The sequence below is a fragment of the Hymenobacter swuensis DY53 genome, from assembly GCF_000576555.1.
In the GTDB taxonomy this organism is placed as follows: domain Bacteria; phylum Bacteroidota; class Bacteroidia; order Cytophagales; family Hymenobacteraceae; genus Hymenobacter; species Hymenobacter swuensis.
This window is the reverse complement of sequence record NZ_CP007145.1, coordinates 3,114,750-3,137,916: the sequence shown is the minus strand read 5'-3', so window position 1 is coordinate 3,137,916 and position 23,167 is coordinate 3,114,750. Positions and strand designations below refer to the sequence as shown.

17 protein-coding genes are annotated in these 23,167 nt (G+C 59.0%); 7 read left to right on the top strand and 10 right to left on the bottom strand.

Annotated features, from left to right (window positions below; all coding sequences use genetic code 11):
- Positions 1 to 91: 91 nt before the first annotated feature.
- Together HSW_RS14785 and HSW_RS14780 are read right to left on the bottom strand one after the other, a co-directional pair.
- On the bottom strand, positions 92 to 2,485 hold the full coding sequence (locus HSW_RS14785; RefSeq protein ID WP_071883118.1) for a polysaccharide biosynthesis tyrosine autokinase: 2,394 nt from the start codon (positions 2,483 to 2,485) through the stop codon (positions 92 to 94).
- 59 nt (positions 2,486 to 2,544) lie between these two features.
- On the bottom strand, positions 2,545 to 3,333 hold the full coding sequence (locus tag HSW_RS14780; RefSeq protein ID WP_044002556.1) for a polysaccharide biosynthesis/export family protein: 789 nt from the start codon (positions 3,331 to 3,333) through the stop codon (positions 2,545 to 2,547).
- 270 nt (positions 3,334 to 3,603) lie between these two features.
- Between HSW_RS14780 and HSW_RS14775 the strand changes: the two genes are divergently transcribed.
- The 4 genes from HSW_RS14775 to HSW_RS14760 all read left to right on the top strand — a co-directional run bounded on the left by HSW_RS14775 (position 3,604) and on the right by HSW_RS14760 (position 8,586).
- Positions 3,604 to 4,281: a response regulator transcription factor gene (locus HSW_RS14775; RefSeq protein ID WP_044002555.1), complete on the top strand. Its 678-nt coding sequence runs from the start codon at positions 3,604 to 3,606 to the stop codon at positions 4,279 to 4,281.
- A gap of 141 nt (positions 4,282 to 4,422) precedes the next feature.
- On the top strand, positions 4,423 to 5,829 hold the full coding sequence (locus HSW_RS14770; RefSeq protein ID WP_044002554.1) for a sensor histidine kinase: 1,407 nt from the start codon (positions 4,423 to 4,425) through the stop codon (positions 5,827 to 5,829).
- Positions 5,830 to 6,097: 268 nt separating this feature from the next.
- Entirely contained in the window at positions 6,098 to 7,705 is a 1,608-nt protein-coding gene (locus tag HSW_RS14765; RefSeq protein ID WP_081768427.1) for a SulP family inorganic anion transporter, read from the top strand.
- A gap of 116 nt (positions 7,706 to 7,821) precedes the next feature.
- Entirely contained in the window at positions 7,822 to 8,586 is a 765-nt protein-coding gene (locus HSW_RS14760) for a carbonic anhydrase (RefSeq protein WP_231501298.1), read from the top strand.
- A gap of 172 nt (positions 8,587 to 8,758) precedes the next feature.
- Here HSW_RS14760 and HSW_RS24570 read toward each other — a convergent pair whose 3' ends face one another.
- Positions 8,759 to 9,598, bottom strand: a complete 840-nt coding sequence (locus tag HSW_RS24570; protein WP_044002553.1) for a hypothetical protein — start codon at positions 9,596 to 9,598, stop codon at positions 8,759 to 8,761.
- On the bottom strand, positions 9,552 to 10,088 hold the full coding sequence (locus HSW_RS14750) for a glycine-rich domain-containing protein (protein ID WP_071883210.1): 537 nt from the start codon (positions 10,086 to 10,088) through the stop codon (positions 9,552 to 9,554). Before HSW_RS14750 ends, HSW_RS24570 begins: the two co-directional genes overlap by 47 nt.
- Before the next feature lie 169 nt (positions 10,089 to 10,257).
- On the opposite strand from HSW_RS14750, the gene HSW_RS14745 reads away from it, so the two are divergent.
- Positions 10,258 to 11,202: an NAD(P)-dependent alcohol dehydrogenase gene (locus HSW_RS14745; RefSeq protein ID WP_044002552.1), complete on the top strand. Its 945-nt coding sequence runs from the start codon at positions 10,258 to 10,260 to the stop codon at positions 11,200 to 11,202.
- A gap of 66 nt (positions 11,203 to 11,268) precedes the next feature.
- Here HSW_RS14745 and HSW_RS14740 read toward each other — a convergent pair whose 3' ends face one another.
- Positions 11,269 to 11,697: an EamA family transporter gene (locus tag HSW_RS14740; RefSeq protein WP_044002551.1), complete on the bottom strand. Its 429-nt coding sequence runs from the start codon at positions 11,695 to 11,697 to the stop codon at positions 11,269 to 11,271.
- A 173-nt stretch (positions 11,698 to 11,870) separates the two neighbouring features.
- On the opposite strand from HSW_RS14740, the gene HSW_RS14735 reads away from it, so the two are divergent.
- Positions 11,871 to 12,839: a formylglycine-generating enzyme family protein gene (locus HSW_RS14735; RefSeq protein WP_044002550.1), complete on the top strand. Its 969-nt coding sequence runs from the start codon at positions 11,871 to 11,873 to the stop codon at positions 12,837 to 12,839.
- Positions 12,840 to 12,886: 47 nt separating this feature from the next.
- Here the strand turns inward: HSW_RS14735 and HSW_RS14730 are convergent, their stop codons facing one another.
- The 3 genes from HSW_RS14730 to HSW_RS14720 form a co-directional block, all read right to left on the bottom strand.
- A complete protein-coding gene (locus HSW_RS14730) occupies positions 12,887 to 13,735 on the bottom strand; it encodes a transporter (protein ID WP_044002549.1) in 849 nt (282 codons plus the stop codon).
- A 189-nt stretch (positions 13,736 to 13,924) separates the two neighbouring features.
- Positions 13,925 to 16,396: a M1 family metallopeptidase gene (locus tag HSW_RS14725; RefSeq protein WP_044002548.1), complete on the bottom strand. Its 2,472-nt coding sequence runs from the start codon at positions 16,394 to 16,396 to the stop codon at positions 13,925 to 13,927.
- A gap of 128 nt (positions 16,397 to 16,524) precedes the next feature.
- Positions 16,525 to 17,418, bottom strand: a complete 894-nt coding sequence (locus HSW_RS14720) for a DUF5996 family protein (RefSeq protein WP_044002547.1) — start codon at positions 17,416 to 17,418, stop codon at positions 16,525 to 16,527.
- A gap of 164 nt (positions 17,419 to 17,582) precedes the next feature.
- Between HSW_RS14720 and HSW_RS14715 the strand changes: the two genes are divergently transcribed.
- Complete coding sequence (locus HSW_RS14715) at positions 17,583 to 18,458, top strand: alpha/beta hydrolase (RefSeq protein ID WP_044002546.1); 876 nt, start codon at positions 17,583 to 17,585, stop codon at positions 18,456 to 18,458.
- Between the two features lie 213 nt (positions 18,459 to 18,671).
- On the opposite strand, the gene HSW_RS14710 is transcribed toward HSW_RS14715, so the two are convergent.
- Together HSW_RS14710 and HSW_RS14705 are read right to left on the bottom strand one after the other, a co-directional pair.
- On the bottom strand, positions 18,672 to 21,833 hold the full coding sequence (locus tag HSW_RS14710; protein ID WP_044002545.1) for an efflux RND transporter permease subunit: 3,162 nt from the start codon (positions 21,831 to 21,833) through the stop codon (positions 18,672 to 18,674).
- A gap of 203 nt (positions 21,834 to 22,036) precedes the next feature.
- Positions 22,037 to 23,140 carry an efflux RND transporter periplasmic adaptor subunit gene (locus tag HSW_RS14705; RefSeq protein WP_044002544.1) on the bottom strand — a complete coding sequence of 368 codons (1,104 nt, stop codon included), beginning with the start codon at positions 23,138 to 23,140 and terminating at the stop codon, positions 22,037 to 22,039.
- Positions 23,141 to 23,167 lie beyond the last annotated feature (27 nt).

Here is a 23,167-nt window from a genome sequence, read left to right as displayed (position 1 = left end):
GTGCCTGGAATAGGTGGAGTGCGGCAGAGCGGGGAATTTTGCTCCCCGGCAACGGTGGGCCGGGGAACTGGGGCGAGAAAGAGCAGCCGGCTCAGTAGCCGTAGGTGTAGGCTTTTTCCTTGTAGCGGTACTCGTAGGTTTTGGTGAAGTGCATGTCATTGATGATCATGTAAATCTGCTTCACCTTCTGCTCCAGATGCAGCTCGTTGATCTGGCTGATCAGGCCCTTGTCGGTATAGTTCTGGCGCACTACATATACGTTGGCATCGAGGTGGCGCAGCAGCATGAAGAACTCGGCCACGTAGCCGGTGGGTGGCGTATCGACGAGCACATAATCATACTCCGCGCGCAGACGGGCCATCAAATCATCCATGCGTTGGCTTTCCAGCAGCTCAGTGGGGTTCTGAGGAATGGGGCCGCAGCACAGCACGTCCAGGTTGCGCACCATGGAGGAGTGGCGGCATTCCTCAAACGTGCTCAAACCCATCAGGTAGCTGCTCAGGCCATGCTCGGCGCACACATCCTGCAGCCCGAAGTAGCCCGCCACGGTGGGGCGGCGCAGGTCACATTCCAGCAGCAGCACCTTCCGGCCACTCAGGGCCATTTCGGAGGCCAGGTTCACGGTGCAGAAGGTTTTGCCCTCGCCCGGCACCGACGATGTGACGCCGATAACCTTCTTATCCAGCCCCGCCGAGAGGTACTGCAGGTTCACCCGAATGGAGCGGAACGACTCGGCAATGGGGCCTTTGGGGTCGCGCAGCATGTTTTCCTTGTCCTGCTTCGTGCCGTGGGCCACCACGCCCAGCATCGGGATGGTGGTGATGCGCGACAGGTCTTCCTTGCTCTGAATCAGGCGGTTGGCCTTGTGCATCATCAGCGTAACGCCCAGCGGCAGCAGCAGGCCTGCCACCACTGCAATGAGGGCCACCATGCCGGGTTTGGGAGCGGTAGGTCCGTCGCCGTTCATGGCCGCTACATCCACTACTTTCTTGTCGGTGGCATTGGTGGCCAGGGCAATGGCAGCTTCGGCCCGCTTCTCAATCAGGAACTGGTAGTTTTTGTCGTTGAAGTCGGTCTTGCTTTTCAGAGTGGCCAGCTGCCGCTCGTTTTCGGGCATCTGGCTCATGGTGCCGCGCACCCGGCCTAATTGGCCGTCCAGGTCGCGGAGGGCAATATCGGCGGCGCGGGTCATGTTCAGCAGCGTCTGGGCCAGGCTTTCCTTGGCTACTTTGATGCGCTCCTCCAGAATGGTAACCATCGGGTTTTCCAGGGAAGCATTCACGCCCAGGGCTGCCCGTTGGCTGTTCAGGTCAGTAAGCTGCAGAATCAGGTTGTTTACTACTGGGTCTTCAATGCCCACACTGGTAGGAGCCGCCAGCTGGCCCGCACCCTGGTGGGAGCGGAGGTAGCTGAGCATGTTCTGGTAATATTTGCGGTTGGTGCTCACCTTAGCCCGCAGCATTTCCAGCTCGCCCTGCTGCTGAATGCCGCTGGCCGATTGCGCCCCGGCATCTACCATGCCCCTGGCAGCCCGGAAGGAGCTGAGCGCGGCCGTGGAGCGCCGCAGTGAGTCTGACAAATGGCCGATTTCCTTGTCCAGGAACGCTACCGTTTTCTGGCCCGTGACGTTCTTGTTGCGCAGGTCGTTTTCCACGTACACCCGCATCAGGGTATCCAAAAACTGGATTTCCTTCTGCGGCACGCTGCCTTTGCTGGCCAGCTCCACAATGCGGGATTCCCGGTCGATGGGGCGCACGGTGAGGTGCTGCTGGTATTCCCCGGTCAGGCTGGCCTGGTCGCGCAGCTGCACAAAGTACCGTTCCAGCGTAGCCTGGGCCGGGTAGCCGGGCTCCGCCTGCAATACGGCCGTAAGCAAAGGCGTACGGAGCGTATCGCCGGGCCGTACCATCTCATTGATATGCGGATTCAGTACTTCCCGCACCAGCTCGCTGGTGGGCAGGCTGTAGAGCTGGCCTTTTTCGGCATCGGCCTGCACATGGTACCGGCCGTCGGGCAGCGGGTCTACGTAAATGCGGACGCCCGTGAGCTGGGGAGCATTGGGGTCGGGGATCAGGCGGAAGGGTACCGCGCCGGCCGGCCGCTCCTGCACCTGAATATCTTTCATGGAGTTCAGCCACGAAGTAGGGGCCGCGTAGTAGCTGGCCTCAAACGGCAGGCGTTTGAGGGCACGCTGCACCATGTCGGCGGAGGTAAGCAAGCCAATTTCATCCTCCATCTTGGATCCTTTTTCCTTGACTTCCAGTATTTTTAGCAGCTCCTGCGCCTGCTTCGAGCCGGTGCCCTGGTCGCCGAGGAGCATGGTGGAGCGGAAAGCGTACACGGGCTGCTTTACTTTCAGGTAGAAAAAGGCTGCCAGCCCGGCCAGCAGCAACGAAGCGAGGAACAACGGCCAGCGGTTGCGTAACCGGAAGAAAAGCTCGTGCAGATCAAGGTCATCAGCGGGAGTAGAGGGGCGTTGTTCCATTCCGATAGGCGTTTAATTGTAGGAGGAGGGGAAGTTCGGTGGTAATCAGGCCACGGGCATCAGAGTATTTTCAGGTAGTTGAGCACCAGCACCACCGCCGAAATGCCGGCGAATACCAGCGCCAGGTTGCCGGCATTGCCCCGGTCGGTGCGGGCTTTCATCGGCTCCACGTACAAGGCATCGTTGGGCAGCAGGTAGAAGTAGGGCGAGGTAAGCAGGGCCGGATCAGTCAGGTCGAGCAGCACTACCTCCGAGCCTTTGGCGGTCTGCCGGATCAGCTTCACGTTCTGGCGGTTGCCGAACTCAGTCAGGTCGCCGGCCAGGCCCAGTCCTTCCAGCACGGTGCATTGCGCGTTGTACACGAAGTAGCGGCCCGGCACGCGCACCTCGCCCAGCACCGTCACCTTAAAGGAGAGCAGCTTCACCAGCACATTCGCTTTGCTGATATATGTGCCCACCTGCTGCTGGACCAGTGCCTGAGCTTCTTCCACCGTGAGGCCCAGTACCTTCAGGCGGCCCACCGTGGGCAGATTGATGGTCCCGGCCTCGTCCACGGAATAGCCGGTGAGGTAGAGGTTGCCGGGGTCACCGTTGAACACAGCCCGGGCATCCACGGTGTTGAACATGTCGTTCATCTGCTGCTGCACGCTCTGTACCCGAATGCTGAGCACATCACCGGGCTGAATGCGGTACTGCTGGCGGATGTTGTCCACCGTTACCGGGGTGCGGGTGCTGTAGCTGCTGCCCTGCAGGTAGGGAAGTTTGCGCTGCGAAACGCAGCTGTCCAACCCGGCCAGTAATGGCAGCAGCAACACCAGCAGATAACGGAAGCGGAGGGAGAGGCGCATAGGGGAGAGAAAAGCAGCAAATGGATTCTGCGGAAAGAGCTCAGAAAAAGTGTAGGGAGGTAATTGAATGCCCAAACACTTCTATTGAATATTTCCATAAACGTATTGGATTGAAGCCGTAAAGTCAAGATTTATTTAAATTATTCGGATATTTTTTTGTATTGATATAAGTAATGGGCTCTGGGCGGTCAGGAGGGCGCAAAGTTGTTTTGTCCGGTGTCCGGCCGGGTGGTACTACCTTTCCGCCTTCCATTCGCGTATAGCCTGTCCATGAAAATTCTGTTGGTCGAAGACGAACCCAAAGTGGCCTCCTTTCTGCACCAGGGCCTCACGGAGCAACATCATACCGTAGATCTGGCCGCCGATGGGGTACTGGGGCTGCGCCTGGCCCAAGCCAATTCCTATGATCTGCTGATTCTGGATACGCTGTTGCCCGGCCTCAGCGGACTGGAAGTGTGCCGTCAGGTGCGCGCCCATGATACCAGCGTACCCATTCTGATGCTCACGGCCCTGGGCGAAACCGACGATAAAATCCGGGGCCTCGATGCCGGCGCGGACGATTATCTGGTGAAGCCGTTTGCGTTTCAGGAGTTGTTGGCCCGCATCCGGGCCCTCACGCGCCGCCGCCACGACTCCCCCTCCGCCAATTCGGTCCTGCGCTTGGCCGACCTCACTCTTGACCCCAGCCGGAAGCTGGTGCAGCGCGCCGGCCAGACCATTCAGCTCACGGCCCGGGAGTTTGCCCTGCTGGAGTACCTGCTGCGCAGCCAGAACCGCGTGGTGTCGCGCGTTGATATTCTGGAGCACGTCTGGGAGACCTCCTTCGATACAGGCTCCAACGTCATTGATGTGTACATCAACTTCCTACGCAAAAAACTCGACAAAGACTTCACTCCTAAGCTCATTCATACGCTGGTGGGTATGGGCTACGTGATGAAGGAAGAGTAGCTTCGTAATGTGGAAAATGTGAGGTAATGTGAAAAATGCGGGCAGGGCTTGAGCGGAAATGAGCTCAGGCAGTTTCCGGCGTCTTGCTACCCCGCACTACTCACATTTCCCACATTTTCCACATTCAACCACCTTGCATAAATGTCCATCCGCACCCGCCTGACGCTGCAGTTTGCCGCTATTCTGGTTGTGACGCTTCTGCTGTTTTCGGCGGTGATTTACTTCTTCACCTATCAGTCGCGGCGGGAGGCATTCAGTGAGAGCCTGTTTGCCCGGGCCCGCATCGTGGCCCACGTCTACCTCGATGGCACCCGGCGGGAAGATGAGGAAAGCCGGGCTTCTTACCGGCGCTACCTGCGGCAGTTTTATCGCACCCTGCCCGAAGAGGAAGTGCGGGTCTTCGACACCAGCAACCAAGTGGTATTTGAGGAAGGGCTGGCTGGCCGCGAAGCCGTACCGCAGGATCTGTTGCGCTTGGTACGCACCGATGGCCGGGAAGTGGTACTGGAGGACAGCTACCGCCAGACCGTGGGCCTGCTGTACCGCGACGCCGTGCGCGGCGACTTTGTGGTGGTAGCTTCATCAGTAGATGCCGACAGCCGCCAGAAGCTGCAGGATCTGGCCACGGTGCTCACGTTTGGGCTGCTGGCTTCCTTCGTGATAGTGGGTATTGGCGGGTGGTTCTTTGCCGGCCAGGCCCTGAAACCCATGAAACGCATTATTCAGGAGGTGGATAGCATCACGGCCTCCGACCTACACCGCCGCTTGTCGCAGGCCGATGGGCAGGATGAGGTGTCGTTGCTGGCCCAGCGGTTCAACAGCCTGCTCAACCGCTTAGAGACGGCCTTTGCGGGGCAGCGCACCTTCGTGCGCGACGCCTCGCACGAGCTGCGTACCCCGCTGGCGGCCATCATCGGGCAGCTGGAGGTGTCTCTGTTACAACAGGAGCGCAGCTCCCAGGAGTACCGCCGGGTGCTGCAAAGTACCCTTGATGCGGCCCGCCTGCTGAAGGACCTTACCAACGGCCTGCTCCAGATTGCCCGCGCCTCCGACGACCCCTCGCAGGTACCGCGCACTCTGGTGCGCCTGGATGAACTGTTGCTGCAGGCGCACGAGGAAGTCCACCGCCGCCACCCCACCTGCCGCATTGATCTGGACTTCAGCGAAACGCCCGACGCGCCGCGCCGCGTGCCGTTTGGGGTGCTGGGCAATGAAGCCCTGCTGCTTTCCGCCTTCCTGAATATTCTGGAAAATGCCTGCAAGTTCTCAGTCGGTAGTCTGGCTCCGGTAGTAGCTACGCTCACCACCTCCCGCACTCATGTGCTTCTTACCGTGCGCGACCGGGGCGTGGGCATGACGGAGGCTGACCGCCAACAGGTATTCGTGCCCTTTTTTCGGGCCGATGCTGTACGAACCGTGCCGGGCCACGGTATCGGGCTGCCCCTCACCGCCAAAATCATGGAACTGCACGAAGGTGAAATCAAGGTGGAAAGCGAACTGGGCCGGGGCACAGCAGTAACCCTGAATCTGCCGACGGCCATTGTCTGACGTCATTACGCACAGTCGATGTTTCATATTCTATAAGTTGTATCCGGTCAGCGTGTTACGATTTTTGGCTCCGCTCAACTTTACATGAGGCAGGTAACCTATTACTGTATGTTGGATAATTGATTGATAATCAAATAATTGAAATTTTAATTTGTTTTTAACTTGCTTTTAATTAGGTCTTAACGAGCTGGCTGTAGACTTGCATTAATCCGATGGGCCTGGAAAGGCCGACCGGACTGCTCCGCCCTCTATTGCCTCCCCTCGTCCCATGTTGAAAGTTGCCCGGGTTTCCGAAACACCGAATATGCAGCGGCCCGCCGGTTTACCGTCGTCGCCGTGGCAGTCCCTGAGTAAAGACCTGCCAGCTGGCCTGGTTGTTTTCTTGGTGGCGCTGCCGCTGTGCCTGGGTATTTCCTTGGCCTCCGGGGCACCGTTGCTGGCTGGCGTTATTGCAGGCATTGTAGGGGGCGTGGTAGTATCGTGGCTGAGCGGCTCGCAGTTGAGTGCCAGCGGCCCGGCGGCCGGCCTCACCAGCATCATTCTGGCTTCGCTGAGTACGTTGGGGTCCTTCGAGGCGGTACTGGCGGCCGTGGTTATTGCGGGTATTATACAGGTGATTCTCGGGGTGCTCAAAGCGGGTATCATCGGGCTGTACTTTCCTACGTCCGTCATCCGGGGAATGCTGGCCGCTATTGGCCTCACGCTTATTCTCAAGCAGATTCCGCACTTAATAGGGGCCGATGCCGACTATTTTGAGGATATGAACTTTCTGCAGTTCGATGGGCAGAACACCTTTTCGGCCATTGAAAAGGCTATGCAGGGAATTGGAGCCGGCTCTACGTTGGTCGGACTGGTATCCCTGAGCGTATTGCTGTTCTGGGAAGAGCGGGTAGTCAAGCGGGTAAAGTCCCTGCGGCTGATACCTGGCGCGCTCATTGTGGTACTACTGGCCATCGGACTTAATAACCTGCTTGATGTAGCTGCTCCGGTATTGCGCATCCGACCCCAGCACTTAGTAAATCTGCCTGATATTACCTCTTGGCGCGACTTTACGGCCGCTTTTTCCAAACCCGACTGGTCGGCACTGAAGCACCCGGGCTTCGTGATGGTAGCCTTCACCATTGCCGTGGTGGCGTCGCTGGAATCCTTGCTGAGTGTAAAAGCAGTGGATAAGCTCGACCCGCACAAGCGCGTTACGCCTACCAACCGGGAGCTAATGGCGCAGGGAGCAGGCAATATCATTAGCGGCTTACTGGGCGGCTTGCCCATTACGGCCGTTATCGTGCGCAGCTCGGCTAACATCAATGCCGGCGGGCAAACGCGTATGGCTTCCTTCTTCCACGGCTTGCTGCTGCTGGTGAGCCTCTTGTTTCTGGAATCCATTTTGAACCAGGTGCCTTACTCGGCGCTGGCTGCGGTGCTGCTGGTGGTCGGCTACAAACTCACGAAACCCGCCCTATATGTTACGCAGTGGCGTTTGGGATGGCAGCAGTTCCTGCCGTTTATCGTCACTATTCTGGCCATTCTGTTCACTGACCTGCTGAAAGGCGTGACGGTTGGTCTGGCCATTGGCATCTTCTACATTCTGAAGGCCAATTATGAGTCGGCGTATTTCCTGAGTAAACCAGCCTCGCAGCAGGCGGGACCCGTCCATCTCAAGTTATCGGAGCAGGTATCCTTTCTCAACAAGGCCAGCATCGTGAAAGTACTGGATGAGCTGCCCAACGACACCAACGTGCTTATTGACGGCTCCGACTCCTCGTTCATTGATTACGATGTGCTGGAAGCCATTGAGAACTTCCGCCTCTCGGCCCCGGAACGCGGGATTCAGCTGGAGTTGCGGGCCATTCCGCAGGTTCAGGTGCTGGGCCATTAGCACAAACTGCTGGATGAACAAACGGATAAAGGCCTAACAAATAGTTCTGCTTCCGATACGTAGCTATTCAGCCCTTTGCTCAATCAACAAGTCACCCGTTTACCCATCCACTCCATATGACAGGCATCGAACCAATTCTGGATAATAACCGCAAGTGGGTTGAAGAGAAGCGGGCCAAGGACCCGGACTTCTTCAACCGGCTGGCCGACGGCCAAAAGCCCAGATACCTGTTCATTGGCTGCTCCGATTCGCGGGTGCCGGCCTCGGCCATCACCGGTACCGGGCCTGGCGAAATGTTTGTGCATCGGAACATTGCCAACCTCGTTATCCACACCGATTACAACCTGCTGTCGGTGCTGCAATACGCGGTGGAAGTGCTGGGTGTAGAGGATATAATGGTGGTAGGCCACTACGGCTGCGGCGGCGTGGCAGCAGCGGCCAGCAACAAGCAGTACGGCCTCATTGATGGCTGGCTGACCAATATCCGCGACGTCATCCGGATGCACGAAATGGAGTTCCTGCGCATCAAGGACGACGATGCCCGTCTGCGTCGGCTAGTAGAGCTAAATGTGATTGAGCAGGTGCGCAACCTCGCCAAGACCAGCATTATTCAGAACGCCCGCAAAGGTGCCAAACCACCTCGTTTGCACGGGTTGGTGTACGATATCAAAGAAGGCCTGCTGAAAGATCTGCAGGTAGAGGACAACCTGATTGCGGAGCTGGAGCACATCTACGGCACCCACGCTATGCAGCATGCCGCCAAAGTGCTGGAAAAGGAAGTGGAGCAGCCCGGCCTCACCGCCAGCAAACCCGAGCTGACGGACGAAGCGGCAAAGGAAACCAAAAAAGCAGGCAAAGAAACCATGCGTCAGGCCAGCTAAGCCTGCCGCTCCAGCATCATCGGGCGTAGTCTGAGGGGAGTGCGCTTTCGATGTGTGGAACCGTCCTATCCATTGGGTAGGGCGGTTTTTTGCGTCTATGGCAAGTATGTATCTGATGCTAAAAAGTGGTGGTAAAACTGTTGGTGGCGATTAGGTTACTGTGGCTGGCGGCCTAATCGCCACCGCAACCACCACAGCCGGAGTCACCACCACAGCCGGAGTCACCACCACAGCCGGAGTCACCACCACAGCCGGAGTCACTCCCGCAGCCGGAGCCGCCGTGGTCGCCGCCGGCTGCATCGGCGCAACTGTCGAAGTGGTGGCCGCAGTTCTCCCAAGAGTCGTAGGTACTGCCGCCGTCGGCAGTTATAACTGTTTGCTCGCGCTGCACGCGGTGCAGTTCCTGGTCGAGTGCATGTCCCACCGGGGAGCGGAATGTGGGCAGCAAAAACAACAGCCCCCCGAGGTCCTCGGCCAGTTGCAGGGCCGCTTCCGCATCGTGGCGGGCGAGCTGATTAAGGCGGCTGTCGTGCTGGTATAACTCTTGGTGCACCTGTTCGCGCAGGAGGGCTCCGGCAGGTGTCAGCAGCGGTAAATCCAGCCACCGTCGCCACCACGCGGCCTGGTAAAGCGGCTGCAACGGCTCGGCCCGCCGGATAATGCCCGCGTACCAGCTGCCGGTGAGGGCCTGCTCGTAGGCCATTTTGACAAAATGTCGTAGCTGCAACTGCCCGAAACCCTGCGTCAAAAATGGCCGGAGCAGCAGCGCCTCGTAAGGTCGGGGCTGGTAAGCAGTCATGGCCGGCCCCGGCTGTACGTAGCGTACTACCGTAGCTGGGTCGCGCGGATTGGGCTGCGAGGCGCGTTCTTCCAGCAGCAATACCCGCTGGCGCAGCAAATCCAGAAACGTGAGCCGCAGCAGCTGCCGTAGTGGCGGGGTGGTATCGGCCAGCAGCGCCAGCAACTCAGTGGGGCGGGCCTGGGGAAAGGCGAAGGCTACTTCGGACGCCATAAAAAAGAAAGCTTGGTAACAGCCAATGCGTGCGTAAATCAACGCGGCAGAAACGCGCGGCCCGAAACCGGATGGCCAGCGACGGCCACACCGCAACGGGCGGCTCCTGCCCGAACACCTCCGCGTACTGCGTAAGGGTGTAGGTATACCAGCCGTCGAACTTGGCCTGCTCTGGCGAGCCGCCGCGCGTGGGCCCATGATGAACGGGCCGCTCCAGCGTATACTGGCAGAAATCGATCCAGTAGGAGCGGGTGTACAGCAGGTGTAGATGCCAGACCTGATCCACCGCATCGGAGGGCGTGAGCGGGTGGTCCGTCACGCACAGCAGGAACATGAAGCGCTTGTACTCCTCTACTGCTTGGAGGGTAAAGGGTAGGGACCAGCCGTTTTCACGAGCCAGCCGGTCGGTAAACGACAGGGCCGCCGCCGGGTCATCCAGCTCAAAGCGGCTGATTTTCTCCCACAACTCGGGGTGTAGCGTCGGCGTCACGGAGGGCGCGGCTAAAGATGGGAGAAATACCTGCGCCAACATACGCAAAATGCTTGAAGAAAGGTTGACCGGCAGCCCTGAGCAGCCAAGTTGCGTACAGTGGCAAAATCAGGCTGATTCGGACCCACACCGGCTGTTTCTAGTAGTCTTTTCCCTATTCCCTTTCTCCATGAACGCCATCTATTTCGAAGAATACGGCTCTGCCGACGTGCTGCGCTACGGCGAACAGCCCAAGCCCACGCCCAAAGCCGACCAGATTCTGGTGCGTGTGCGGGCCAGCAGCATCAACCCAATCGACTGGAAAGTGCGCCAGGGCGATATGAAGCTGATAACGGGGCAAAAATTCCCTAAGATTCCAGGCCGCGACGTGGCCGGCGAGGTAGTGGCCGTAGGAGCTAATATAACCCGCTTCAAAATAGGTGACCGGGTATACGGCATGCCCAACGACGGCGTAGGGGGCGGCAACGCGGAATGTGCCTTGCTGGCTGAAACGGTGGCTGCTTTCATTCCTGCCAACCTCACCTTTGAGGAAGCCGGAGCCGTGCCACTGGCCGCCCTCACGGCATTTCAGGCCCTGTACCAACATGGCCAGCTACTATCTGGCGACCGGGTGCTGATTAACGGAGCTTCGGGAGGCGTAGGAACGTTTGCGGTGCAGATAGCCAAAGCATTGGGTGCCGGTGAAGTGACCGGCGTGTGCGGCCCCGATAATGCTGAACTGGTGCGTAGTCTGGGGGCCGACCGAGTACTGGACCACCACGAGCACGACTTCACCAAAGACCTAAGCCACTACGACCTGATTTTTGATGCCGTGGGCAAAAGCAGTTACACCGCCTGCCAGCACGCATTGCGCCGCAATGGCCGCTACGTGACCACCACGCCCGAGCCCGCCGCCATCATCACGGATAAACTGGCCACGGCCTTTTCCACGAAATCGTCGCACGTATTTTTCGCCAAAGAGCGGGGCGCTGATCTGGCCCTGATATCGGCTTGGCTGCAAGCGGGTACTGTGCGGGTAATTATTGATAGAACGTTTCCCTTGCAGGAAACCGCCGAGGCCCACCGCTACAGTGAAACCGGACGCGCCGCCGGCAAAATTGTGCTGACGGTGTGAGCAGATAAGGCCGCAACGCAACATATGCTACCTGCCCGTGTTGTGTTGCGGCCTCACTGGTTTACCTTATTCTGCCGGCTTAGTAAATGCAATCAGCACAGCCCCGCCGGCCATTAGAGTGGCTCCCAGTATTACTTGCCAGGTTATTTTTTCCTTCAGGAAGAATACGGCCAGCAGGATGGAAAATACCAGCGAAATCTTGTCGAAGGACGAGGTGCGGGAGGCCTGCCCTAGTTTCAGGGCCTGAAAGGAGAACAACGAAGAGGCGCAGGTAATAATGCCGGCTGCAATGAGAAACAGCCAAGTACGGCGGTCAATTTGCTGTACCTGCCCCAGATGGCCCTGCCATGCCACCACACTCCACGCTACCGTCACAATCAGTACCGACTGAATGGCGAAGGCCACGCTGGATTCAAGGTTTTTAACCCCGATTTTGGAAAGCGTCACTACTACAGCTGCTGACAAAGCTGCCAGCAACGAAAAGACAATCCACATAGATCAGAAGAAAAGAATATGTTGCAGGAAATACGCATTCTGGCTGGATTCAGCTGAAAAAGAAGGGATAAGCAGGCAGAAAACATTGTCCGGAGTCATGACAACAGTCTGGATGATATCTTGCGGTCTGCCGGTCTGCGTGGTGCTCCCGGCCTGCTCCGCTAGTAACATTTATGAAGCTGCTACATCCGCTCCAACTCACGTTTCTCCTGCTGGCGTTGCCGCTTACCGTGGCCGCTCAAAACAACCGCCCTGCTGCCGGCACGCCAGCTTTGCCCGAACCGCCCGGTACCGCCCGCGTAGCTGAAAACCTGTTCATGGATGAGGCCGAAGTAGCTAACCTACACTGGTTGGAGTATCTGCATTTTATCCGCCGCGACTCGGCGCTGGCCTTTTACCGGACGCAACTGCCGGATTCCACCGGCTGGCAACCTGTGCCCGACCCTGAGCAGGCCACCCCGCCCCAGTCCTACTTTCGGGCTCCGGCGTACCGCTTTCATCCAGCCACCGGAATTACGTATGAGCAGGCACGGGCCTACTGCCACTGGCGCAGTGTAATGGTAAACAAAGGCTATTTCCAGGGAGCCGAGTTCCGGAAGCAACACCCCGAGCTACGCGACTACGACGTAACGGTGGAATACCGCCTGCCCACGGAGGCCGAGTGGACGCAGGCAGCTGCAGGTAACCTGCCACCCGGTCCGCGCCCGTTTGAGCTGGTGCAAACCCGCTCCATCCGTAAGCCCCGGCCCCAGAAACTAGCGGAGTACGAAGACCTAGTCGCCTGCCTTGATGCGCAGCATCTGGCGCACCCGGCCACCGAAACGGCGTACGAGCTGCCCTATAACCTACGGGAAAACTTCTATCTGGCCGGGAGTAACCAGGTGTTTTACTGCGCGCCCGTCAAGGAAAAATTCCCTTTGCAGTCCACCACTATCGGCCCACCCAACGGCTTCGGGCTGCAAAACATCATCGGTAACGTAGCCGAAATGACCGCCACGAAAGGCCTCGCTAAAGGTGGCTCGTTCAAAACTTCCGTTACGGAGCTAAAGCTGGATTCGCGGCAGGCATATCAGGGCCCGCAGAACTGGCTGGGGTTCCGGTGTATTGCTAGTGTGCGCATGACCAAGAAAGCAGGCAAGTAAAGCAATTGGCAATCTAGTCATCGGATTGCCAATTGCTCAGGTAAGCACTAGTTGCCCAGCCTTATGGCCAAGCCTGCTCCTACGGTCAGGCCGCCGGCGTTGGTACTGAGGCCGTGGCCAGCCGTCACATCGAGGCGCAGGCCGGGCGCGGGGCGGTAGTATAGGCCTGAGGTGAGGCCCGGCCGCCAGCCCTGCTGCCGCTGCCAGGTGGCATAGGTTTCGGCCAGAAAGCCAAAATGGGTGGATGGTCCGATCGGGCCGTTGAGGGCCAGTGTCGTCAGGTACTGGCCTTGCTTGGTGCCTTCGGCCTTGAAACCGCGCTGCCGGAAGCCAAAGTTGCCTTCCAGCCCAAACCGTTGCCCCAACTGTTGCGAAACCAGCAAACGCCCACCGGGCTCAAACTGCTTCTCTCCGAAGCTGGCGTTGCCGTTGCGCAGGTTCATATCGAAGAGCACAACCACCTGCGAGCGGGCATTCTGCGTGCTGGAAGCCAGGAATTTGGCTCCTACATTAAGCGGCGCAAACCCATTCGGACCGGCGTAAGGAGTTGGGGCGCCATCAGTGAGGCGGGTGGCGGGCGGAGCCAGCAGGTAATGCTGCGTGGCGCGCAGTTCAATGTGGTTGAAGAAGCCCACGCGCAGCGTACTGCCCCAAGCCGTACGCCCGGGGTAGCCCACGCTGCCGCCTGCTTCGGCGCGGGTCAGGCCGGTTTCCAGCTGAAACTGGCCGGGATACAGCATGTTGGTGGTAACGGTCTGCCCGGGCCGGTCGGGGCGGAGCAGGCGCACAAAGGGCGACTCGCCGTTGGTGGCGTTGGGGTCGGTGGTCTGGGCCAGGGTGCGGGCCGGGCCGGCCAGAAGCAAAGCCCCGGCGGTCAGCAGAGTGGTCGTACGCATGTCCCTCCGACGCCACCCAGCGCATAAAAGTTCGATTTTTAGAAGATGGCGTAACCCGGCTCGCGTATTTGCGTTGCCAGTTAATCGTTGAAATTCATCCATATAGAGGCTGTTGCCGGCCTAATGACACCCACAAAAAAAGGCCGGAACAGCGTCCGGCCTTTTTGATAAAATCAAGAAACAGGGAAATTACTCAGCCTTCTTGATGGCGTCCATGGCGGCCTGTACGGTAGCCTGCTGGTCGGCAGGCTTGCTCTGCTTCACCTTGTCCAGCATTTGCAGAATGGGCTCGTCCACGCCGTACTTTTTATACTGCACGGCCAGTTTCTGCAGGCGCTCCGTGCCTTCGTTGAGCACGGTTGCATCGGAGAGACGCGTCATGTACCCCACCAGACTTTCCAGCAGCTGAAACTTATCCTGCGGTCCGGCCGCATCGAAGCGGTTGCGCACGTAGGGCCAGGTGCTGGCGTCGCCCTGCTCGGCGTACACGCTGGCAATGGCGTTGGCCACGGCTCCTTTGGCCGTGGGCTCCAAGGTTTTGGCGCGGGCCAGAGCAGCTTTGGGCTGCACGGCGGCCAGGCCTTCCAGCGCTGCGCCCTGCACTACATACGACTGGCTTTCGAGGGATTTAGTAAAGATTTTTTCGTCCTTCTTATCCTTCAGCCGACCGAGGGCTCCCAGCAAGGCAGCCTGTACGTTGGTGTTTTTCTCCTGAGCCAACTGCTTGCGAATAGCCGGCGCGGCGGCTTTCTGCACGGCTTTATCATCGAGCTTGAGGCCGGCCAAAGCGGCCATGCGCAGGCCGGTGTGCTTGTCGTTTAGGGCCGACAGCAACAGCTGACGGGCGGCAGCATCGGTAGGGGGCAGGGCGGTGGCAGCGGCCACGGCTTCGCGCCGGTCAACGTAGCGCGGGCCGTTCTTGAACTGGTAGGCGAATTCGGCGAAAGGCTTGTTATCGGTTTTCTGCCACAGCAGCACCTTTTCGGCATCCACGTTTACCAAGGTAGGCTTGCTGGCAGCCGGGAAGCGGAAGGTTTCGGTGGCCTGGGTCATGACCACCTGATGCCGCTGGGCTTTGCCATTCACGTACACATCCACCGCCATCGGCAGCTGGAAAACGGTGCCGGGCTGGGTTTGCTTGATGGTGACGGCCTGCTCCTTGCGGGCAGCATCATATGCGTAATCAATAGTCACCACGGGGTGGCCGGTGCCGTAGTACCATTGGTTAAAGAACCAGTTCAGATCCTGGCCCGACACGGCCTCCAGGGCCAAACGCAGCTGATGGGCTTCGCCGGTGCCGAACTTGTTATCGGTCAGGTACTTTTTGAGGCCGCCGAAGAACACGTCGTCGCCGAGGTGGCTGCGGAGCATGTTCAGAATCTGGCCGCCCTTCTGGTAGCTTACCAGATCAAACATGTCCTCCTTGTCGGCGTAGTGGAAGCGCACGAGGTGCTTCTGGGCGTCTTTGGGGCTGCGCAGGTAGTTGCGCATGTTTATGTAGGCGTGGGCATCACCGGCGTCCTGGCCGTACTTGTGCTCGGCCCAGAGGGCTTCCGAGAAGTCGGCAAACGACTCGTTCACCGTCAGGTTGCTCCAGCTTTCGGCCGTTACCAAGTCGCCAAACCACTGGTGGAACAGCTCGTGGGCAATGACCGATTCGCCGTTGGCGTACTCGGCATCCAGCAGTTCACGGGCATCCTTCTGCAAAAACTCCCCGTGCAGTGTGGCCGAGGTGTTTTCCATGGCTCCGCTCACGTAGTCGCGCACCACCACCTGGGCATACTTGTTCCAGGCGTACTCCACGCCGAGGCGCTGGGAGAAAAACTCCAGCATTTCGGGCGTATTGCCGAAAATCTGCTTGGCGAAGGGTGCGTACTTGGGCTCCAGATAATAGCTCACTTCCTTACCGCGCCAGGTATCCTTGGCAATCTTGAAGTCGCCCACGGCCATCATGAACAGGTAAGGCGCGTGGGGCAGCTCCTGCTTCCAAGTGTCGGTGCGGGTGCCGTCGGGGTTTTGCTTCTGGGCCGTGAGAGCGCCGTTGCTGAGCGTGACGTAGCGCGCGGGCACCGTCATGCTGATTTCGGCGGTAGTTTTCTGGTTGGTACGGTCAATGGTCGGGAACCAGGCCGAGGAGCTTTCCGTCTCGCCCTGGGTCCAGATCTGGCGGGGTTTGCCGGCCTCGGTGCTGTCAGGGTTGATGAAATACAGGCCCTTGGCATCGGTAATAGCGGCGCTGCCTTTAGCCTTCAACTCTTCGGGCTTGGCTACGTACTCCAGATACACAGTGTACTGCTGACCGGGGGCATATAGGCGGTCCAGGTCAATGTCGAGCTGCTCGTTGTTGTAGCGGTACTTTAGGGTCTTGGTGTCGGTGCCGTTCACCATCGTCACCGATTTGATATCCATGCCTTTGGCATCGAGCCGCAGCGAGTCGGTGGCGTAAGCAAAGGGCTGCAGCGTTACCCATTCCTTGCCGATAAGCTGGCGTTTGGCGTAATCGAAGCGCACATCCAGTTTGGTGTGTACCAGGGCGTTGACTTTGCGGGCCGACTCGCGGTACTGCTGCAGGACGGTGGAATCAGGACGGGCGGGGGCTTGCTGGGCCAGGGCGGGCGCGGCGGCCAGCAACCCCAGGCTCAGGAGGAAAGCTTTGGTCATAGCAGGGAAGAGGAGAGTGAAATCAGGCTGCTAGTTGCAAACTTTTTGGCACAGATGCGGTAGTCCGGCAGCATAATTCATAGACGCGTTTGTTCCCCGCAAGCGTTGCCTGGAGCAGGCAAAAAGGCCTAACGTTCCAGGGACGGCCGGTCCCAGCCGGCCAGATTGGCGCCCGCCGCGTAAGTGCTTTCCAGAAACTCGCGCAGTACGGCAGCAGGATCAGGAGCAGCGCGCACAGCTTCGTAGGGCAGCAGAAACTCACCTAATTCCTGGCTGTAGAAAGCAGTGCCGGGTTGCACCGGAGCCTCAGCAAACCCAGCCGGGGCGGGCGCGGTGTAGGCGTAGAAAGCGGCCTCCTGCCCGTTGCCGCCGGGCCAGAAGCCGTGGCTAATGACCTCGTGAGAGTAGGCTTCGCGGGTGATGCCATCGGCACCGGGGCGCGGCGCGGCCAAGCGGCCGGAAAAGCGCGTCACGGCCAGGTCAAACGAGCCCCAGAAGAAATGCACCGGGCTGCATTTGCCGATGAACCCGGCCCGGAACTGCTCCAGCACGGGCGTAATGAGGGTGAGGGCGCGCCAGAACCGCTGGGCCGCCTCGGGGTCGTAGCTGGCGTGTTGCTCGTCCTCAGCAAACGGAATCGGGTTTTCGATTTCCACTGGCACCGGCCAGATGTTTACTTGGATGCCCAACTCGGCCAGCATCCGCTGCACTTCGTGGTAGAAGGCGGCCACGGAGCGGGGCTGCAGAGCCAGGCGCTGCTCGGCCCCGTCGCTGCACCGGATGATGAGCTGGTGGTCGAGGAAGTCGAAGTCAATCTGGAAGCTGCGGCCTTCGTAGGGCATAGCCGAGGTGGTGAGGCCCCGGGCCGAAACATAGAGCGGCACGTTCCAGAAGTGGTTGACGAGCGGGGTGCTGGCCATTCGAATTTTGCCCACCACTTGCGAGTACATGTGCAGCGTGGCGAGGGTATCGGCCCAGGCGGCCAGGGGCAGGGCGGGCCAGAAAGTAGCGGAAGCAGGCATAGTAGGCGGAGTAGAAGGTGAAACGTGCTGATAAAGACGCAATTTAGGCCCGGCGCGTTGGGGAGTGGACCCTGGTATTTCGGGGCCTTTTGCTCCTGTCAGGCCGGCATCCGCAACGAGCCGTCACAAATCCGCGTCTGTACCCCTGTATCCATTTCCCTTCCATGAAAAACGTCCTACGCCTACTGGTGCTACTGCTGCTGCTGGGCCCCGCCGCCCGCGCCGCCACCGTCGATACCGTGGCCATTGCCAGTGCCGCCATGCAGCGCACCTACAAGGCCGCCGTGGCGGTGCCGGCCTCCTACTCCAAGAACAAGAAGTCCCGCTACCCTGTGCTCTACCTGCTGCACGGCGCCTACGGCCACTTCGCCGACTGGAGCAGCAAAACGCCCGACAAAACCCTCATCCACCGCCTCGCCGACCAGTACAACCTGATCATCGTCATGCCCGAGGGCGAAACGTTCAGCTTCTACCTCGACTCGCCGGTAAATCCCGGCAGCCAGTTTGAAACCTACATTACCAAGGACGTAATCGGGGCCATCGACCAGCGGTACCGCACCGTAGCGCGCAAAGAAGGCCGAGTTATTTCGGGTCTGTCGATGGGCGGGCACGGGGCTTTGTACCTCTCAGGGCGGCACCCGGAGCTGTTTGCGGCGGCCGGCAGCATGAGCGGCGCCCTGGACATGAGCATTACTAACCGCAAGCTGAACCCCCAGGAAGCCCAGCAGCGGCAGAGCCTGTTCAACCCCATCCTCGGCCCCGAAACACCCGCGCCCAGCCCATACAGCGCCAATTCGGTGGTCAACATGACCGATAAACTTTATACCAACGGCCTGCCCCTGATCATCGACTGCGGCGTGGACGACTTCCTCATCGAAATCAACCGCGAAGTGCACCGCCGCCTCGTGTACAACCACACCCCCCACGATTACACCGAGCGGCCCGGCGCCCACACCTGGGAATACTGGCAGAACGCGCTGCCCTACCACGTGCAGTTCTTCCAGCAAGTGCTGGAAAAGGGTGGGGTAGCGGTGAAGTAGAGACGCAATAGTTCGAGTCTTGCCGCGTGCTGATTTGGTAGGCGCAAGAGCAGTTGCTGAACGGTGTAGAGACGCAATATTTTGCGTCTCGTCGTTGAACGATTGGTTCTGGACAAGCAACATCAGCAACGACGAGACGAAAAATATTGCGTCTCTACATCGTTCTATACAAGCAAAACGCCCGGTCAATGACCGGGCGTTTTATGTTTCAACCTAATGCGCCAGTACGGCTTGTTGCCGCTCGGGGTGCAGCTGTGGGTCGTCGCCGTAGTGGGTGTGTTGGGCGCAGTAGGCGCGCTCGAATATCAGCGGGAAGATGAACAGGGTAAGGATGGTGCCGGTGATGAGGCCGCCGATAACCACAATGGCGAGGGGCTTGGAGGTTTCGGAGCCGATGCCGGTGCTCATGGCGGCGGGCATGAGGCCGATGGTCGCCATCAGGGCGGTCATGACGACGGGGCGGACGCGGCTGGTAACGCCCTCGTGGATGCTGGTATCGAGGCTGAGTTTGCGCACCATGTTCTGCTTGAATACCGATATCAGAATCACCCCGTTCTGGATGCAGATACCGAACAGGGCAATGAACCCGATACCGGCCGAGATGCTGAAGTTAGTGTGCGTGATGAGCAACGCCGCAATGCCGCCGATGATGGCAAACGGCACGTTCAGGAGCACCAGCCCGGCATCTTTCAGGTTGCCGAACAGGATAAACAGGATGAAGAAGATGAGGGCCAACGATACCGGCACTACCTGCGTGAGGCGCTGGGTGGCGCGACGCTGGTTTTCGAAGTCGCCGGTCCATTTCATGCTGTAACCTTTGGGCAGGCTCACCACGGCGTTTACCTTTTTCTGGGCCTCCTCGATGGTGCTGCCCATGTCGCGGCCCCGGATGCTGAACTTCACGGCGGCGAAGCGCTGGTTATCGTCGCGGTAGATGAGCGAGGGGCCGTTGACGTCGCCGATGGTGGCAATTTCGGAGAGGGGAATGGTGGTGCCGTTTTGGGTGGGTACCATGAGGGCGGCAATTTCCTCGGGTGTCTGGCGGAACTGCTCCTGGTAGCGCACCCGGATGAGAAATTTCCGCTCGCCCTCGTACATCTGCGAGGCCTGCTTGCCGCCCACGGCCATTTCCAGCACCGCGTTGGCGTCGGCTTTGCTCACGCCGTACTGGGCCATGCGCTGCTCGTCCAGGTCCACGTGCAGCTCGGGCTGACCAATGTTGCGCAGCACGCCCAGGTCGTCGATGCCCTTTACCTTTTTGAGTATGCCGTACACCTGGCGGGCTTTTTCCTCCATCAGCTTCAGGTCGGTGCCGTAAATCTTCACCGCAATGGAGCCTTTCACGCCCGAGGCGGCTTCCTCCACGTTGTCGGTGATGGGCTGGGAGAAGTTGAAATCCACGCCGGGGAAGCGGTTGAGCTTTTCCTTCATGTGCTCAATCAGGGCTTCGCGCTTGTCCTTGTGCTTCATTTCGGCCTCCACCGCGGGGGTGTGCTTCAGTTGCACCAGAAACTCGTTGTTGTAGAAGCCGGTGGGGTCGGTGCCGTCGTTGGGGCGGCCGGTCTGGCTCACCACGTCGCCTACCTCGGGGAACGACAGGAATACCCGACGCATCTCGTTGCAGAGCTTGTTCGACTCATCGAGGCTGATGCTCAGCGGCAGCTGGGCCCGCACGTAGATGGAGCCCTCGTTCAACTCGGGAAGGAACTCGGAACCCAGGAAGTGGAAGGCGCCCATGCCCAGCACCACGGCCACGGTGGCAACCAACAAGCTGGCAGTTTTGCGGGCGTAGGTGAAGGAAAAGAACCGCTGGGCGCCCCGGTTGATACCGCGCACAAAAAAGTTATCCTTCTCCACCACGTTCTTTTTCAGCAGAATCGAAGTCAGTACCGGCACCAGCGTGAGGGTGAAAATCAGGGCGCCGAGCAGAGCAAAACCCAGCGTCCAGGCCAGCGGGCTGAACACCTTGCCTTCCACTTTCTCGAAGGAAAATATGGGTAGCAACGCGGTGATAATGATGGCCTTGGAGAAGAAAATGGCCTTGCCCATATCGCGGCCAGTTTTCTTGATGAGGCCCAGCTTGGCGACTTTGTTGAACCGCTCCATGCCCATTTTGTGGGCCTTGTGGTCGAGGGCCACAAAGAGCCCTTCCACCATCACCACGGCCCCGTCGATGATAATGCCGAAGTCGATGGCGCCCATACTGAGTAGGTTGGCCGACATGCCTTTTAGCCGCAAGCAGATGAAGGCAAACAGCAAAGCCAGCGGGATAATCACGCTTACCACCACCGTGGTGCGCCAGTCGGCCATAAACACGAACACAATCACCGTCACCAGCACAATGCCTTCCAGCAGGTTGTGAATCACGGTTTCAGTCGAGAAGTCGATGAGCTGCTGCCGGTCGTAGAAGGTTTTAATCTTCACGTCGGCGGGCAGAATCTTGTCGTTAAGGTCAGCTACTTTGTCTTTGAGGCGAGCAATGACCTCAGAGGGGTTTTCGCCCTTGCGCATCACCACAATGCCTTCCAGCACGTCGTCGTTCAGGCCGCGGCCCACCCGGCCCAGCCGCGGCAGCGCCGACTCGTGCACAATAGCCACGTCCTTCACCAGAATGGGCGCGCCATTCACGTTCTTGATAACCGTATTGTTGATGTCGCCGATGTTGTTGAGCAGGCCGATGCCGCGCACCACGTAGTTCTGCTGGCCCTCGTTTATCACGTCGCCGCCCACGTTGATGTTGCTGCGCTGGATGGCGTTGTAAAGGTCGAGGGGGGTAAGGCCCAGGTCCTGGAGCTTGCCGGGGTTCACACTAATTTCGTAGTCCTTCACCTCGCCGCCGAAGCTGTTCACGTCGGCCACGCCGGGCACGGCTTTCAGGTTGCGCTCCACCACCCAGTCCTGCAGGGTTTTCAGCTCGCGGGTGGTTTTGTCCTTGCTCTTGAGGGTGTAGCGGAAAATCTCGCCGGTGGGGCCGTAGGGCGGCTGCACGTCGGGGTCAGCACCCTCGGGGAGGTCGGCCTGGCTGAGCAGGTTGTTCACCTGCACCCGGGCAAAGGCATCGTCCACGCCATCATCGAAAATCACCTTCACCACCGACAGCCCAAACAGGGTGGTGCTGCGAATGCTAGTTTTCTTCTGCACTGGGTTCAGCGCAATTTCGATGGGCGCCGTCACGAACTTCTCAATCTCCTCGGCCGAGCGACCGGGCCATTGCGTGATGATGGTAATTTCGGTGTTCGTGACGTCCGGAAAGGCTTCAATCGGCGTGTTCCGGTAGCTCATCACCCCGGCCACAATGACGACAAACGTCATCAGGAACACGAAACCCCGGTTTTTGAGCGAAAAGGCAATAATGCCTTGGATGAATTTGTTCATGGCTTTTCAAAAAGCTAGAAGGCAGTAACTAGAGCTAGAAGAAGACAAGGCTAGCCTAGCTCCCCTCCTCAGATGAGGAGGGATTGGGGGTGGTTGATAGTCGTTTGGGTAGTTCATAGAACTAGTATTAGTAGATGGGCTGACGCTCCGGTCAACCACCCCCAACCCCTCCTCATCTGAGGAGGGGAGCTAGCTTTCTAGCTCTAATCATTCAGCTCGTCGTAGACCAAAAGCTGGTTTTGGGCGATGATGTGCTCGCCGTCTTTGAGGCCGGTTTGCACGTAGCTCACGTCGCCAACGGTTTTGGCGATTTTGACTTCGCGGGTTTCCACGTGGAGACGGTCCTTAAACACCATCACGAAGTTGCGGTCCTTGTCAAACACCACGCATTGAGCAGGTACGGCCAGCATTTGCTGGTTTTCGGTGTTGAGCACCTTCACTTGGGCGTACATTTCGGGCTTGAGTAGGTAGCCGGGGTTGTTGAGTTTCACGCGCACCTTCATCACCTTGGAGTCGGGGTCCAGCACGTTGAATACCTTGTCGATGCGGCCAGTGAAGTGCTTGTCGGGGTAGGAGAGGGTAGTGACATAGGCCGCGTAGCCTTCCTTCACCTTGCTGATGTCCGACTCGAACACGTTGGCCATAATCCACACGTCATCCAGGTTGCTGACCGTGAACAGGTTACCTACGTTGTCGGCATTGAACTGCATGTGGTCGGTCACATTCTTCTCAGTGATAAAGCCCGATATGGGCGCCCGTAGCGTGTAAGTACCATCGGCCGACACGCCGTACACGCCGAGTTGCTTGCGGCTTTTGCCTACGTTGCTTTGGGCCTTGCGCAGCTCCTGGCGGGCCAGGCTCACGTCACGCTCCGAGGCTAGGCCAGCTTTGTATTGGTCTTCCAGCACCGAGAGGTTTTTGCGGGCAATGTCGAGGTCGGTACCGGCGGTGCTGCTCTGGTTCTGGAGGTCGGCAATTTCGCCGCTCTTGATGACGGCCAGCACCTGGCCCTTGGTTACATGGTCGCCTAGCTCTACGCTCAGCTGCTCTACCACGCCGCCTACCAGCGGGTACACCTTCACGGTTTTGTCGCCGTCAGTGGCAATCTGGCCCGAGAGGCTTAGCTCGTCGCGCACGGGCTCGTTGCGCACGGTATCAATCTTCAGCTCCCGCAGCATCTGGTCCGACATGGTGAAGCCGGCTTCCACTTTCTGCGGTGCGTCGGCTTCTTCGGATTTCGAGCAGCCCACCAGTCCCAGGGCGAGCGGGAGGGCCAACGAGGTGGCCAGAGTGACAAAGCGGGTCATGGTAAGAGGGCGTTTGAGGGGAGTTGC

What these genes read in the sequence shown, in the direction of transcription:
- HSW_RS14745 (WP_044002552.1), top strand. Translation starts at nt 10,258, where the DNA reads ATGAACGCCATCTATTTCGAAGAATACGGCTCTGCCGACGTGCTGCGC.
- HSW_RS14720 (WP_044002547.1), bottom strand. Translation starts at nt 17,418, where the DNA reads ATGCCTGCTTCCGCTACTTTCTGGCCCGCCCTGCCCCTGGCCGCCTGG.
- HSW_RS14715 (WP_044002546.1), top strand. Translation starts at nt 17,583, where the DNA reads ATGAAAAACGTCCTACGCCTACTGGTGCTACTGCTGCTGCTGGGCCCC.
- HSW_RS14760 (WP_231501298.1), top strand. Translation starts at nt 7,822, where the DNA reads ATGACAGGCATCGAACCAATTCTGGATAATAACCGCAAGTGGGTTGAA.
- HSW_RS14785 (WP_071883118.1), bottom strand. Translation starts at nt 2,485, where the DNA reads ATGGAACAACGCCCCTCTACTCCCGCTGATGACCTTGATCTGCACGAG.
- HSW_RS14770 (WP_044002554.1), top strand. Translation starts at nt 4,423, where the DNA reads ATGTCCATCCGCACCCGCCTGACGCTGCAGTTTGCCGCTATTCTGGTT.
- HSW_RS14735 (WP_044002550.1), top strand. Translation starts at nt 11,871, where the DNA reads ATGAAGCTGCTACATCCGCTCCAACTCACGTTTCTCCTGCTGGCGTTG.
- HSW_RS14725 (WP_044002548.1), bottom strand. Translation starts at nt 16,396, where the DNA reads ATGACCAAAGCTTTCCTCCTGAGCCTGGGGTTGCTGGCCGCCGCGCCC.
- HSW_RS14705 (WP_044002544.1), bottom strand. Translation starts at nt 23,140, where the DNA reads ATGACCCGCTTTGTCACTCTGGCCACCTCGTTGGCCCTCCCGCTCGCC.
- HSW_RS14710 (WP_044002545.1), bottom strand. Translation starts at nt 21,833, where the DNA reads ATGAACAAATTCATCCAAGGCATTATTGCCTTTTCGCTCAAAAACCGG.
- HSW_RS14775 (WP_044002555.1), top strand. Translation starts at nt 3,604, where the DNA reads ATGAAAATTCTGTTGGTCGAAGACGAACCCAAAGTGGCCTCCTTTCTG.
- HSW_RS14765 (WP_081768427.1), top strand. Translation starts at nt 6,098, where the DNA reads ATGTTGAAAGTTGCCCGGGTTTCCGAAACACCGAATATGCAGCGGCCC.
- HSW_RS14780 (WP_044002556.1), bottom strand. Translation starts at nt 3,333, where the DNA reads ATGCGCCTCTCCCTCCGCTTCCGTTATCTGCTGGTGTTGCTGCTGCCA.
- HSW_RS14740 (WP_044002551.1), bottom strand. Translation starts at nt 11,697, where the DNA reads ATGTGGATTGTCTTTTCGTTGCTGGCAGCTTTGTCAGCAGCTGTAGTA.
- HSW_RS14730 (WP_044002549.1), bottom strand. Translation starts at nt 13,735, where the DNA reads ATGCGTACGACCACTCTGCTGACCGCCGGGGCTTTGCTTCTGGCCGGC.
- HSW_RS24570 (WP_044002553.1), bottom strand. Translation starts at nt 9,598, where the DNA reads ATGGCGTCCGAAGTAGCCTTCGCCTTTCCCCAGGCCCGCCCCACTGAG.